Annotated in this window: 10 protein-coding genes and 1 tRNA gene; 6 read left to right on the plus strand and 5 right to left on the minus strand. The window is 72.0% G+C overall.

All coding sequences use genetic code 11. The features are described 5' to 3' along the window. Positions 1–78: 78 nt before the first annotated feature. Positions 79–2,640 carry an ABC transporter permease gene (locus tag J2S46_RS24410; RefSeq protein WP_191291167.1) on the minus strand — a complete coding sequence of 854 codons (2,562 nt, stop codon included), beginning with the start codon at positions 2,638–2,640 and terminating at the stop codon, positions 79–81. 60 nt (positions 2,641–2,700) lie between these two features. Next, positions 2,701–3,474: an ABC transporter ATP-binding protein gene (locus J2S46_RS24415; protein ID WP_073925156.1), complete on the minus strand. Its 774-nt coding sequence runs from the start codon at positions 3,472–3,474 to the stop codon at positions 2,701–2,703. A 337-nt stretch (positions 3,475–3,811) separates the two neighbouring features. On the opposite strand from J2S46_RS24415, the gene J2S46_RS24420 reads away from it, so the two are divergent. The 3 genes from J2S46_RS24420 to J2S46_RS24430 all read left to right on the plus strand — a co-directional run bounded on the left by J2S46_RS24420 (position 3,812) and on the right by J2S46_RS24430 (position 5,510). After that, positions 3,812–3,896 (plus strand) — tRNA-Leu (locus tag J2S46_RS24420). A gap of 139 nt (positions 3,897–4,035) precedes the next feature. Then, complete coding sequence (locus J2S46_RS24425) at positions 4,036–4,947, plus strand: Bax inhibitor-1/YccA family protein (RefSeq protein WP_191291168.1); 912 nt, start codon at positions 4,036–4,038, stop codon at positions 4,945–4,947. Positions 4,948–5,096: 149 nt separating this feature from the next. Then, entirely contained in the window at positions 5,097–5,510 is a 414-nt protein-coding gene (locus J2S46_RS24430) for a hypothetical protein (RefSeq protein WP_191291169.1), read from the plus strand. A 101-nt stretch (positions 5,511–5,611) separates the two neighbouring features. Here the strand turns inward: J2S46_RS24430 and J2S46_RS24435 are convergent, their stop codons facing one another. The 3 genes from J2S46_RS24435 to J2S46_RS24445 all read right to left on the minus strand — a co-directional run bounded on the left by J2S46_RS24435 (position 5,612) and on the right by J2S46_RS24445 (position 9,303). Continuing rightward, complete coding sequence (locus tag J2S46_RS24435; protein WP_191291170.1) at positions 5,612–6,568, minus strand: hypothetical protein; 957 nt, start codon at positions 6,566–6,568, stop codon at positions 5,612–5,614. A gap of 287 nt (positions 6,569–6,855) precedes the next feature. Beyond that, entirely contained in the window at positions 6,856–8,076 is a 1,221-nt protein-coding gene (locus J2S46_RS24440) for an acetyl-CoA C-acetyltransferase (RefSeq protein ID WP_191291171.1), read from the minus strand. A gap of 96 nt (positions 8,077–8,172) precedes the next feature. Then, positions 8,173–9,303, minus strand: coding sequence for an SGNH/GDSL hydrolase family protein (locus J2S46_RS24445; protein ID WP_191291172.1), 1,131 nt, complete (start codon positions 9,301–9,303; stop codon positions 8,173–8,175). Positions 9,304–9,471: 168 nt separating this feature from the next. Between J2S46_RS24445 and J2S46_RS24450 the strand changes: the two genes are divergently transcribed. From J2S46_RS24450 to J2S46_RS24460, 3 genes are all read left to right on the plus strand, one after another. Then, positions 9,472–10,872, plus strand: a complete 1,401-nt coding sequence (locus J2S46_RS24450; RefSeq protein WP_191291173.1) for a cystathionine beta-synthase — start codon at positions 9,472–9,474, stop codon at positions 10,870–10,872. Positions 10,873–11,465: 593 nt separating this feature from the next. After that, the gene (locus tag J2S46_RS24455; RefSeq protein ID WP_191291174.1) at positions 11,466–11,810 is read left to right on the plus strand and encodes a hypothetical protein; all 345 of its coding nucleotides are present in this window, start codon (positions 11,466–11,468) and stop codon (positions 11,808–11,810) included. Between the two features lie 211 nt (positions 11,811–12,021). Then, on the plus strand, positions 12,022–13,323 hold the full coding sequence (locus J2S46_RS24460; RefSeq protein WP_229912881.1) for a L,D-transpeptidase: 1,302 nt from the start codon (positions 12,022–12,024) through the stop codon (positions 13,321–13,323). The last annotated feature ends 13 nt before the right edge of the window (positions 13,324–13,336 follow it).

Genomic DNA, 13,336 nt, shown 5'->3' on the forward strand with positions numbered 1-13,336 from the left:
CCCGCCCCGCCCCCTCAGGGGCCGGACGAGGTCCTCCGCCTCGTGCCGTCCGGTGCGGCGGCGCGCCGCCCGCCCGGCTCAGTCGGTCTTGATGCTGTCCAGGATGTCGAGCCTGGACGCCCGGCGGGCCGGCCAGAACGCCGCCACCAGGCCGACCAGCCCGGCCAGCGCCAGGAAGAGCGCCATCTTGTCGTACGGGACGACCGTGGTCAGCCCGGAGATGCTGGACTTCATGGTGCCGTTGACCGCCCAGGCCATGAAGCAGCCGAGCAGGACACCCACCAGGGCGCCGAAGACCGAGATCACCACGGACTCCAGACGGACCATCCGCTTGATGCCGGTGCGGTCCAGGCCGATCGCCCGCAGCATCCCGATCTCGCGCTTGCGCTCGAAGACCGACATGGCCAGCGTGTTGATGACGCCGAGGATCGCGACGATCACGGACATCGCCAGCAGGCCGTACATCATGTTCAGCGCGAAGGTGATGATCTGGCTGAACTCGTCCCGGACGTCCTGCTTGGTCTTCACCTCGATGACCGGGTTGGAGCCGGTGGCGTCCTTCAGGGACTGCTTCAGCGAACCGCTCTCGCCGCCGGCGCCCTTCACCAGGACGTCGGTGATGTACGGGTCCTGGTCGTGCTTGGCGATCTCGGCGTTGTCCAGGACCACCGGGCTGAGCATCTCGTTCTTCTCGAAGACGCCGCCGACCTTGTAGGTGCCCTTGGTGTCGTCCGGGTAGGTCACCGCGACGGTGCTGCCGGGTGCCAGGCCCTTGCTCTTCGCGAGGTCGCCGTCCACCAGGATCTCGCCCTTGCCGAGGCCGGCGCCGGAGCCGCTGGTGTACGTGAGGGAGAGCAGCTGGTCCGCGCTCCGGGCGTCGATGCCGGTGATCGACCGGGTGCGGTCGTCGAGCTGCCAGTAGACGGCGGTCAGCGCCGAGGAGGCGCTCACCCCGGAGGTCTTCGCGATCTCCGCCGGGACCTGCGGGGACAGCGCCATGCCGTTGGCCATGGCGACGTTGTAGTCCGCCTTCATCGCGCTGGTCACGGCCTTGTCGACGGCTCCGCCGACCGAGGCGCCGAGCACGGTCAGGGCGCTCACCAGGGTCAGGCCGATGGTGAGGGCCGCCGCGGTGGCGGCGGTGCGGCGCGGGTTGCGCACCGCGTTCTGCCGCGCCAGCTTGCCGGGCGTGCCGAACAGCTTGCCGAGCACCGGCCCGACCAGCGCGATCACCGGGCGGGAGAGCAGCGGCAGCAGGACGAAGACGCCGATCAGCGCGAGGGCGGCGCCCAGGCCGACCGGGGCCCGGCCGGAGTCGTTGCCGGTGGAGGCGCCGTAGGCGACCAGGGCCAGGCCGCCGCCGGCCAGCACCGAACCGATCGCGTTGCGGATCACCAGGCTCTTCTGGGTGCTGGGCTGGTCGCCGCTGCTCATCGCGGCCACCGGGGCGATCCGCGCGGCCCGGACGGCCGGCAGCAGGGCGGAGAGCACCGTCACCAGGACGCCGACCAGCAGCGCGACCGCGATCGTCAGCGGCGCGATCACCAGCGGGCCCGAGGGCATCCCGGTGCCGATGGCGCCGATCAGCGCCTGCATGCCGGCACCGATCCCGATGCCGGCGACCAGGCCGGCCACCGAGGAGACCGCGCCGATCACCAGCGCCTCGACCAGCACCGAGCGGGTGACCTGCTTGCGGCTGGCGCCGACGGCGCGCAGCAGCGCCAGCTCCTTGGTGCGCTGGGCGATCAGCATGGTGAAGGTGTTGGCGATGATGAAGATGCCGACGAAGAGCGAGATCGCGGCGAAGACCAGCAGCATCGTCTTCATGCTGTTGGTGCCGTCGGCGATCATCTTCGTCTGCTCGTCCTTGAGCTCCTGGCCGGTCTCGATCCTGAACCGGTCGCCGTCGGCCGGGATCACCGGGCGGACCGCGTCGACCAGGGCGCTCTCGCCGGTACCGGGCTTGGCCGTCACCACGATGCTGCTGTACTGACCCGGGGTCAGCAGCAGCTGCTGGGCGGTGGCGCGGTCGAAGAGCGTGAGGGTGCCGCCGGAGACCACCTGGGGGTCGTCGGTGTCGAAGATGCCGGTCAGGGTGGCGTCCAGGACCGGGCCGTTGGAGGCCACCCGGACGGTGTCGCCGACCTTGTAGCCGGCCTTGTCGGCCGTCCCCCGGTCGAGGGCGACCTCCTTGGCGGCCTGCGGTCCGCGACCCTCGGCGATCGGGTAGCGGGTGTCCTTGCCGTCGGGGCCGGGGGCGTAGTTGGCGCCGCGCGCCGTCCACGCCTCGCCGATCAGGTTGCCCTTCTTGTCGGCGACGCCGGTGAAGCCGCCGACCACGCCGCGGGCGGCGGCGGTGCCGGGCAGCGCCGCGATCTGCCGGACGGTGGCGTCGGTCAGCGCGGCCGGACTGCGCTCGCTCTTCTCCCGGGCGCGGGCCTCGTTGCCGGCGGCGGGGTCGGTGACCTGGACGGAGACGTCCGAGAAGCTCTTGGAGTAGCTGTTGGACATGGCCTTGCCGAACGTGTCGGAGAAGACCATGGTGCCGGCCACGAAGGCCGTGCCCAGCATGACGGCCAGGGCCGTCATCAGCAGGCGGCCCTTGTGGGCCAGCACGTTGCGCAGTGCGGTGCGATACATGGATGCGTCCAGGGTGAAGGAGTCGGTACGGGCGGGCGGGGGCGGTGGTCCGCCGGCCCGTCAGCTCGTACGGCCCTTGGCGTCGAACCGGCGCATCCGGTCCAGCACGCTGTCGGCGGTCGGGGAGAGCAGCTCGTCGACGATCCGGCCGTCGGCGAGGAAGACCACGCGGTCCGCGTAGGCGGCGGCCACCGGGTCGTGAGTGACCATCACCACGGTCTGGCCCAGCTCGCGCACCGAGTTGCGCAGGAAGGAGAGGATCTCCGCGCCGGAGCGGGAGTCGAGGTTCCCGGTGGGCTCGTCGGCGAAGATGATGTCGGGCTTGCTCGCCAGCGCGCGGGCGCAGGCGACCCGCTGCTGCTGGCCGCCCGAGAGCTGGGAGGGGCGGTGCGAGAGGCGGCCGGAGAGGCCGACGGTCTCGACCACGCGGTCCAGCCACTGCTTGTCGGCCTTCCGGCCGGCGATGTCCATCGGGAGGGTGATGTTCTCCAGCGCGGTCAGCGTCGGCAGCAGGTTGAAGGCCTGGAAGATGAAGCCGATGTGGTCGCGGCGCAGCTGGGTCAGCTGCTTGTCCTTGAGGCCGACCAGCTCGGTGTCGCCGATCATCGAGGAGCCGGAGGAGACGGTGTCCAGCCCGGCCATGCAGTGCATCAGGGTGGACTTGCCGGAGCCGGACGGGCCCATGATCGCGGTGTACTCGCCCTGCGGGAAGACGACGCTGACGTTGTCGAGCGCGACCACCCTGGTCTCGCCCTCCCCGTAGACCTTGTTGAGGCCGGTGGCGCGGGCGGCCGCCTGGCCGGTGCGGACGGCGGTTGCGGTCGTCGTGGTCACGGGGAACTCCTTGGGGAACGAGGGGGTGGTGGGACGGGCGGGGCACGGGCCCGGGCCTTACCTCCATGCTCCGCCACGTGATCATGGTTTTCGTCGATCCGGGGAACGGTTGGCCCTACCGCCGCTGGGCGTACGTCCAGGTGGGCCGCCTCATCCTGCGGTATGACACGGACCCTGAGGACGGGCGCTGGCCGGATCACTCGCCTGCCGTGGCCGAATTGCGAACAGTTCGTCAGATGGCAAGGAAACATGACAAATTCCCTGGCTGCGAACATGCGAAAGAGGGATCCGGGCGACTAGGCTCAGGGCGTGGCCCGCACGGTGCGGAGCGGCTCACGCCCGGATGGTGGAACGCAGACACGGGCAGCTTAAAACTGCTTGGCCGCGAGGCCGTGCCGGTTCGAGTCCGGCTCCGGGCACCACACTCGGATCGCGGGGGCGTTCGGCGCCGGCCCCCGCGACGCCCCGGCGGATTTCCTCCTGGAGGCGTACCCGCCGAACTTTGCCAAGCCATTACCCTTGACCCGTGGGCAGCGCCGTGCCGCCCCGGAGGGAATGAGCATGAGAAGCAGCAACCCGGTCTTCTCGCGGGAGGGGTCCTTCACCCGCGACTCCGGATACGCGGGGTTCGGCACCACGCAGCAGGCGCCGCAGGCCGGCGGCCAGCCCGTCGGCGGCCCCTACGGCAACAATCCCTACGCCGGCAATCCCTACGGCAACAACCCGTACGCGCAGCAGGCCCCCGGGCAGCCCCCGCTGACCGACGACCAGCTGGCCGAGATGTACCGGGCGCCCTCGGCCGGTCCGCTGGCCACCGGGCGGATGACGCTGGACGACGTGGTCGCCCGTACGGCCATGACGCTGCTCACCCTCGTCGCCGCCGGCGCCGTGGCGTGGTTCGCGCTGCCCGACGCCAACTACGGCGTCGCGATCGCCGCCGCCTTCGCCGCCTTCGTCGTCGGCATGGTCGTCACCTTCCGGCGCAGCGTCAGCCCCGCGCTGATCCTGACCTACGCGGGTCTGGAGGGCTTCTTCCTCGGCGCCGTCACCAGGGTGTTCAACACCGTCTGGCCGGGCATCGCCATCCAGGCCGTGCTGGGCACGGCGGTGGTCTTCGCCGCGATGCTGGTCGCCTACAAGAGCGGCCGGATCCGGGTCACCCCCCGCTACACGCGGATCGGCCTGACCATCGCGATGGCCTTCGTCGGCCTGCTGCTGATCAACATGATCGCCTCCTTCTTCGGCGCGGACATGGGCCTGCGCTCCGGGCCGCTCGGCATCGCGGTCGGCCTGATCGGCATCGCCCTCGGTGCCTTCTTCCTGTCGCTGGACTTCGCGGAGATCGAGGAGGCCATCCTGCAGGGCGCGCCCCAGCAGGAGGCCTGGCGGGCCGCCTTCGGGCTCACCCTGTCGCTGGTGTGGATCTACATCGAGATGCTGCGCCTGATCGCGATCCTGCGCGGCGACGACTAGCCGCGGCCCGGCACCGTCCGGCGGGGCGCGACCCCCGCCGGTCCCGGGCCGGCCGCCCGACCGGCCGGCCCGTACGCCGACGGACCCCGGAGCACGCGCTCCGGGGTCCGTCGGCGTACGGGCCCCCGGGGCGCGGCTAGGCTCGCGGTATGCCCGAACCGACACCCCTGACCGAAGCCGTCGACCGTCTGGCGGATCGTTTCCGCGCGATGCCGCAGAGCCGGCTGCTCGCGGCCGTCCCGGGCCATCTCTCCCGGGCGGCGGCCGGGCTCGCGCTGGCCCGGACGCTGGCGGCCGTCGCGCAGGCCCTGGAGGGCCTGCAGCCGCGGCCCTTCCCGGACGCCGGGGCGTTCGCGGCGGGGGACCAGCTGGCCGTCGCCGGGCACGATCTCGCGGCTGCCCTGGCCGCCGGTGAGCCCGTGGCCGGCCTCGCGACTAGGTCCGTACCGGTGGTCCTGCCGGTGCCGCTCGGGGCCCTGCCCGCCGGCGCGCCGGCCGACGGCGCCGCGGTGCTGGCCGAGGCCCTGGCGGCGGTCGCCGCCACCACGGAGCTCTGCGCCTGAACCGGTCGCCCGGCGCCGGAACGGCGCCGGCCCCGGCCCGGAACGGCAGAAGGCCGGGCCGGGGCGTAACCCCGAGACCCGGCCGGCCCTCTGGTACCGCGTCAGATGCTGGCGACCACCCGGTCGGCCAGGACGTAGACCGTCTCCTCGTCGGTGGAGAAGGTCAGCGAGTACGAGCCGGAGAAGCGGGAGCCGCCCAGCAACCGGACGTCCTCGCCGGCCCGCACGGCGTCGATCAGCCGGTAGGCCGCCTCGCGGTCGCCGGGGGCCACGCAGAGGGTGGTGCCGTCGGCGAAGGCGTACACGTCCAGGGTGCCGAGCGGGCCGGGCCGGACGTCGGTGAGGGCGACGCCCTCGTCGGCGAGGGCGGTCAGCCGGGTGTCGGTCCACTCGCGGGACGGGGCCTGACTGGGCACGAAGTCGGGGTGCGAGGGGTGCCGGCGCGGGTCCGGGGCGGTGGCCGGCTCGGCCTCCACGGCGGGCTCGGCGTCGAGCAGGCCGGCCTCCAGGCCGGTGGCCAGCAGATCGGCCTCCCGGCGGGCCTTGGCGTCGCCGCCGGCCTCGCCGGCCGCGATCCCGGCCGGGTGGCCGGGGTGGCTCGGGTGGCCGGGGCGCGGCGCGCCACCGCCGGTGCCGCCCGCGGTCGCGCCGCCGGCGTCGCCGTCGTTGATGAGGTCCTCCAGCGCGGAGCGCAGCGCCTCGCCGAACTCCGGGTCCATGGTGCCCGCGTTGTCGGCGGCCTCCAGCGGGCCGGTCGGACGCGGGAAGAACAGCGGCCACTCGCCGCCGGTCCCGCCCGGGGTGTCGAAGAGCGGCGCGTCCTCGGCCGCGCGGGCCTCCTGCTCGGCCCAGAACGCCCGGGCCTCGGTGATCTCCCGCTCGCGGTCGGCGGCCAGCGCCTCGGTGACGGCCCGGCGTATCGCGGCCTCGTCGACGGGGGTTTCGGCGGTGGCGGTGGAACGTGCGGCCAGGTGGCGGGAGATGCCGCGGAGATGGACCAGCACGGAGGTCGACACGGCGATGAGGATCAGCAGCAGAACGGTGTAGACGGCGCTCACGGAACGTACTCCTAGGGAGGAGTGGAACGGGGTTACGTCTCCACACTGCCGCATGGGGGCGAGTTACTGCAGAGGCAGATGTCCGATATGTCCGTGACTTTCGTACTTGTCCTCAAATTGTTAGGTAACGCCGTTCTACGCAGCGGAGTTGATCCACTTCGGAGTGTCGATTTTCGAACCGGATCGGAGCAGATCGAGGGCCGGATCACGGTCAGAATGTGATCCGGCCCTCAATTACTCTGCGTCATGGCGAATGGGTGACGCGCCCGGCCCCGAGGGGGCGTTGCTCAGCTGAGGCGCTCGATGACCATGGCCATGCCCTGGCCGCCGCCGACGCACATGGTCTCCAGGCCGAACTGCTTGTCGTGCCACTGGAGGGAGTTGATCAGCGTCGTGGTGAGGCGCGCGCCGGTCATGCCGAAGGGGTGGCCGACGGCGATGGCGCCGCCGTTGACGTTGAGGCGGTCGATGTCGACGCCCAGGTCGCGGTAGGACGGGATCACCTGGGCGGCGAAGGCCTCGTTGATCTCGACCAGGTCGATGTCGCCGATCGACAGGCCGGCCCGGCGCAGGGCCTGGCGGGAGGCCTCGACCGGGCCGTAGCCCATGATCTCGGGGGACAGCGCGCTGACGCCGGTGGAGACCACCCGGGCGAGCGGGGTGATGCCCAGCTCGCGGGCCTTGGTGTCGGACATGATCACCAGGGCGGCGGCGCCGTCGTTCAGCGGGCAGCAGTTGCCGGCGGTCACGGTGCCGTCGGGACGGAAGACCGGCTTCAGGCCGGACACCGCGTCCAGGGTGACGCCGGCGCGCGGGCCGTCGTCCGTGGAGACCACGGTGCCGTCGGGGGTGGTGACCGGGGTGATCTCGCGGGCCCAGAAGCCGGAGGCGATGGCGGCCTCGGCCAGGTTCTGCGAGCGGACGCCGAACTCGTCCTGGTCGGCGCGGGTGATGCCCTTGAGGGCGGCGAGGTTCTCGGCGGTCTGGCCCATCGCGATGTAGGCGTCGGGGACCAGGCCGTCGGCGCGCGGGTCGTGCCACTCGCCGCCGCCCTCCTCCGCGCGCCTGGCGGTCCGGGCCAGCGCGTCGTCGAAGAAGGGGTTGAGGGTGCCCGGGATGCCGTCGGAGGTGCCGTTGACACTGCGCGAGACGGTCTCGACACCCGCGGAGATGAAGACGTCGCCCTCGCCCGCCTTGATGGCGTGCAGTGCCATCCGGGTGGTCTGCAGGGAGGAGGAGCAGTAGCGGGTGATGGTGGCGCCGGGCAGGTAGTCCATGCCCATCTGGACGGCCACGATGCGGGCCAGGTTGTGGCCCTGCTCGCCGCCGGGCAGGCCGCAGCCGAGCATCAGGTCGTCGATGTCGCGGGGGTCCAGCTGGGGCACCTTGGCCAGCGCGGTGGCGATGATGTGGGCGGTCAGGTCGTCCGGGCGGACGTCCTTGAGCGAGCCCTTGAACGCCCGGCCGATCGGCGAACGGGCTGCGCTGACGATGACGGCTTCGGGCATGACGGGCTCCTCGTTGAGTGACCTTCGGCTACCTGGTGTCCGGGCGACCGGCCGGGCCGGGGTGGACACCCGGGAGGAAAGTTACCGCTTGGTAGCTCAGGCGTCACCTGCCCCCGCGTGTGAGTTGGCCGACGCCGGACCCGCGTCCCCGGGCCGGGCCGCGGCGGGCCGCGGGGCCGGAGCGGGCCCGCCCTGCTCCGACCCGTCCGGGATTCCCGCGGGCGAGCCCGGGTCCGGCAGGCCGAGCCGCAGCCGGTGCCGGATCAGGGCCCAGCGGCGGGCGCCGCCGTCCGGCCCGACCGCCTCGACCTCCGCGCCGGACTGCCCGGCCGCCGCCGCGGCGGCGACCGCCACCGGCAGCACCGCCTCGCCCTCCACCGGGCCGTCCTCGCCCGGCCCGTCCTCCACCGGCCACAGGTCCACCGCGGCGCAGAGCGAGGGCAGCATGGCCATCGCCGCGGTCGCGTACCCCTGCGCCGAGGGGTGGTAGCGGTCGGAGGCGAACATCTCCGGGCGGGCGGCGAACTCGGGGCCGAGCAGCGAGCCCAGCGAGACGGTCCGTCCGCCGGCCTGCACCACCGCGATGGTCTGCGCCGCCGCCAGCTGCCGGCTCAGCCGTCGGGCCACCCAGCGCAGCGGGGGCCGGACGGGCTTGATCGTCCCCAGGTCCGGGCAGGTGCCGACCACCACCTGGCAGCCGGCCGCCTGCAGCATCTCGACGGCCTCCCCGAGCTGGCGCACGCACTGCGCGGCCGGGCTGTGCCGGGTCACGTCGTTGGCGCCCACCATGATCACCGCGAGGTCGGGGCGGTGCGGCAGCGCCAGCTCTGCCTGCCGGGCCAGGTCGGCGGAGCGGGCGCCGGACTTCGCCACGTTCAGCAGCCGTACCCGCCGCTCGGCCACCGACGCCAGCCCGGCCGCCAGCAGCGCGCCGGGCGTCTCCCGCCCGCGGAGCACGCCGAGCCCGGCGGCCGTCGAGTCGCCGAGGAAGGCCAGGGTGAGCGGGGGGACGTCCCCGCCGGGCTCCGCGAAGGCCTCCCCGTACACCCCGTCGGCCTTGGGCGGGTCGCCGTCCAGGATCCCGACCGCCCGGACGGCCAGCTTGCTCTCGGTCAGGAGGATTCCGACCAGCCCCACCCCGAGCAGTCCGAGCCCGCCCCCGCCGTACGCCGCCGCCGTGGCGATCCGCCGGGCCACCCGGGCCCGCGACTGTGTCGCGCCTGGCATCCGGTCCCCCCCTTCGCGTCCTTGCGTCGCCCCCGACGGGGCCGTTCCAGTGTCTGTGTACCCCTGAGTACCCGTCCTGACCGCGCGCTATCGGTGAGCGTGGGCCATCCGTGGCCATAGTCTTTGAAGTACCGAAAACCTGCAGGGCCACAGACCGGGAGGACCCCCGTGCGGTACCACAACTCGATCATCGACCTGGTCGGCAACACGCCGCTGGTCAAGCTGAACAAGGTCACCGACGGGATCAGCGCGACGGTGCTGGCGAAGGTCGAGTACTTCAACCCCGGCGGTTCGGTCAAGGACCGGATCGCGATGCGCATGATCGAGGCCGCCGAGGCCTCCGGCGCGCTCAAGCCCGGCGGGACGATCGTCGAGCCGACCTCCGGCAACACCGGCGTGGGTCTGGCGATCGTCGCGCAGCAGAAGGGCTACCACTGCATCTTCGTCTGTCCGGACAAGGTCTCCACCGACAAGATCAACACCCTCCGCGCGTACGGCGCCGAGGTCGTGGTCTGCCCGACCGCCGTCGCACCGGAGCACCCGGACTCGTACTACAACGTCTCCGACCGCCTGGTCCGGGAGACCCCGAACGCCTGGAAGCCGGACCAGTACTCCAACCCCGACAACCCGGCCTCGCACTACTACTCCACCGGCCCCGAGCTGTGGGAGCAGACCGAGGGGAAGATCACCCACTTCGTGGCGGGCGTCGGCACCGGCGGCACCATCTCCGGCACCGGCAACTACCTGAAGGAGGCGTCCGGCGGCAAGGTCAAGGTGATCGGCGCCGACCCGGAGGGCTCGGTCTACTCGGGCGGCACCGGCCGGCCGTACCTGGTCGAGGGCGTCGGTGAGGACTTCTGGCCGACCGCCTACGACCGCAGCGTCGCCGACGGCATCGTGGCCGTCTCCGACAAGGACTCGTTCCAGATGACCCGCCGCCTCGCCAAGGAGGAGGGCCTGCTGGTCGGCGGCTCCTGCGGGATGGCCGTGGTGGCCGCGCTGGAGGTCGCCCGCGGGCTCGGCCCGGACGACGTGGTCGTGGTGCTGCTGCCGGACGGCGGCCGCGGCTACCTCTCCAAGATCTTCAACGACGACTGGATGGCCGACTACGGCTTCCTGCCGTCCGCCACCGACGAGGCCTCCATCGGCGAGGTGCTGGGCCGCAAGGACGCCATCGAGCACGAGGGCATCCCGCAGTTCGTCCACATGCACCCCAGCGAGACGGTCGCCGAGGCCGTCCGGGTGCTGCAGGAGTACGGCGTCTCGCAGATGCCGGTGGTCTCCCCGGGCGCCGGGCACCCGGACATCATGGCGGGCGAGGTGATCGGCTCGGTGGCGGAGAAGCTGCTGCTGGAGGGTCTCTTCGCGAAGGAGATCGACCTCGGCGACAAGCTGGAGAAGGTCATGTCCAAGCCGCTGCCGGTGGTCGGCTCGGGCGAGACCGTGACCAGCCTGATGACGGTGCTGGAGAAGGCCGACGCCGCCGTGGTGCTGGTGGAGGGCAAGCCGCAGGGCATCGTCACCCGTCAGGACCTGCTGGGCTTCCTCACCAGCCGCACCGCGCACTGATCCGCACCGCGCACTGATCCGCACCGCGCACTGATCCGCACCGCGCACTGAAGGGGCCGCCGCGCGCCGGGCGGCCCCTTCGGTGCGGCGCCCCCGCCCCTGACCCCCGATCGGCCGGACCGCCGGCACTGATCGGGGGTCAGGGGCGGCGGTCCGTCCGGACCGTGAAACTTCGTCCACCCCGTGAAGTGGTACACCGGCGTCACCTGCGCGCAGCATCCGGTTAACAACGGTCGTGCATCGTATTGGTCAACGGCAAGATGCCGAAGCGAGATGACAGCAACCGCCGGGAGCGGCTCCCCGGCAACCGCGGTCATCTGGGACACGTCGGTCGGCCCTGACCCGGCCCGCCGTGTCTGCCCGTGGGGGACGCCGTCGTCCCGCCCCTGTCCGGTACTGCCGGATCAACAGGGTGCGGCGGCTCCCACGGCACCCAACCGCGCCGAAAGGCGCGTCTCCGCGGCTCCCGGGTGGGGGAGCCCCGGCGGAGGCGAGACGGCCGGTCCCTCTTCGGAGGGGCCGGCCTTCCCGTGTGCCCGGACGGGTGCGCCGCCCGCGCCCGCCCGGCCCGGTGTTCCCGTAACCTCGCACGCATGACCAGCACTGAACTGACCGGCCAGGACGCCCCGCGCTACGTCCGGCTCAGCATCGAGCTCATCGCGGAGATCACCGATGAGCAGGCCCTGAAGACCGCCGCCCTGGCCCAGGTGGAGAACGACGAGTACCTCGACGACGAGGAGCGGACGCAGTCCGTCGAGGCCATCGAGGTGGACCCGTCGGGTTCGCTCGCCCACTTCATCGACCCGGTCGCGCTGCTCGGCGACGTCCCCGGGGTCGAGCTCGCCTCGGCCACCTGGGAGTCCGCGCAGACCGAGTTCGACCCGGAGGGGGAGGGCTGGGACGAGTACACGGTGGAGGAGTCCGCGTCCGCGGAGTGACTCCGGACACCTTCCGCTGAGCGGGAAACCCGCTGAGCTGCTGTGACGACCGCCCGGCCTGTGACTGCACAGGTCGGGCGGTTTGTCCATGTTTGGCATGAAGATAAGTGTTCTCATACGATCTCTTCCCGTTGGCGGTGCAACCGCGGAAGGACAGAACGCCTCTTTCTATCCGTAATGCCCCGAAGGTGAGCAGCAGGGAGACGACGACGTGACGGCACGCGAGCGACGAAACCGGCCCACCGAAGGCACCACCGAAGGCACCTGGACCCGCCGCGGAGTGCTCGCCGGGCTGCTCGGCGCACCGGTCCTGCTGATCGCCGCCTGCAACGACACCAAGAGCACCGGCGCGGCCGGTACGGGCACCGGCGCCGGCGCCTCGGGCGGGGCCACCGCCGGCGCGAGCGCCACCGGCAGCGCGAGCAACTCGCCGAAGACCTCCGTCGCGAAGATCACCGTGCTGCCCGCCGACGAGGCCGCCAACGCCAGCTTCACCCAGCCGGTCACGGTCACCGTCACGGCCGGCACCCTCAGCTCCGTCCGGCTCGCCGACTCCACCGGCCAGGCCGTCGAGGGCAGGCTCGCCGCCGACTCGGCCAGCTGGACCTCCACCGGCACGCTGACCAGCGGCACCAAGTACACCGTCGCGGCCGCCGCCACCGACGCCGACGGGCTGGAGTCGGACGTCAACACCACCTTCACCACGACCACCCCCGCCAACACCTTCGTCGGGTACTTCACCCCCGAGAACGGCTCCGTGGTCGGCGTCGGCATGCCGGTCTCGATCAACTTCAACAAGCCGATCACCGACCGGGAGGCCGTCCAGAAGGCGATAACCGTGACGGCCCAGCCGGGGGTCGAGATAGTCGGGCACTGGTTCTCCAGCACCCGCCTCGACTTCCGGCCCGAGGACTACTGGGCGGCCGGCACCAAGGTCACCCTCAAGCTCCGCCTCAAGGACGTCGAGGGCGCCAAGGGCTACTACGGCACCCAGTCCAAGGACGTCCGCTTCACCGTCGGCCGCAGCCAGACCAGCGTCGTCGACCTCGCCGCCAAGACCCTCACCGTCACCACCGACGGGCAGGTCAGTGCCACCTACCCGATCTCGGGCGGCTCCCCGGAGCACAAGACCTGGGGCGGCAGGATGGTCATCTCCGAGCAGTTCCAGCAGACCAAGATGGACTCCACCACGGTCGGCCTCGGCGACGAGTACAACATCCCCGACGTGCCGCACGCCCAGCGCCTCACCACCTCGGGCACCTTCATCCACGGCAACTACTGGTCCCCCGCGGCGATCTTCGGCGGCCAGAACACCAGCCACGGCTGCGTCGGCCTCCAGGACGCCAAGGGCGGCGAGGACCCGTCCACCAACGGCTACAAGTTCTACAAGAGCTCGATGGTCGGTGACGTGGTCGAGGTCGTGAACTCCGGCGACAAGACGGTCGAGCCGTCCAACGGCCTGAACGGCTGGAACATGACCTGGGCGGCCTGGAAGGCCGGCAGCGCGGTCTGACCGGTTCCACCCC

Source organism: Kitasatospora herbaricolor (assembly GCF_030813695.1).
Taxonomy (GTDB): Bacteria; Actinomycetota; Actinomycetes; order Streptomycetales; family Streptomycetaceae; genus Kitasatospora; species Kitasatospora herbaricolor.

Bases quoted from the DNA above. Each gene is read 5' to 3' on its own strand.
- J2S46_RS24410 (WP_191291167.1), bottom strand. From the start codon at position 2,640: ATGTATCGCACCGCACTGCGCAACGTGCTGGCCCACAAGGGCCGCCTG.
- J2S46_RS24425 (WP_191291168.1), top strand. From the start codon at position 4,036: ATGAGAAGCAGCAACCCGGTCTTCTCGCGGGAGGGGTCCTTCACCCGC.
- J2S46_RS24430 (WP_191291169.1), top strand. From the start codon at position 5,097: ATGCCCGAACCGACACCCCTGACCGAAGCCGTCGACCGTCTGGCGGAT.
- J2S46_RS24440 (WP_191291171.1), bottom strand. From the start codon at position 8,076: ATGCCCGAAGCCGTCATCGTCAGCGCAGCCCGTTCGCCGATCGGCCGG.
- J2S46_RS24445 (WP_191291172.1), bottom strand. From the start codon at position 9,303: ATGCCAGGCGCGACACAGTCGCGGGCCCGGGTGGCCCGGCGGATCGCC.
- J2S46_RS24455 (WP_191291174.1), top strand. From the start codon at position 11,466: ATGACCAGCACTGAACTGACCGGCCAGGACGCCCCGCGCTACGTCCGG.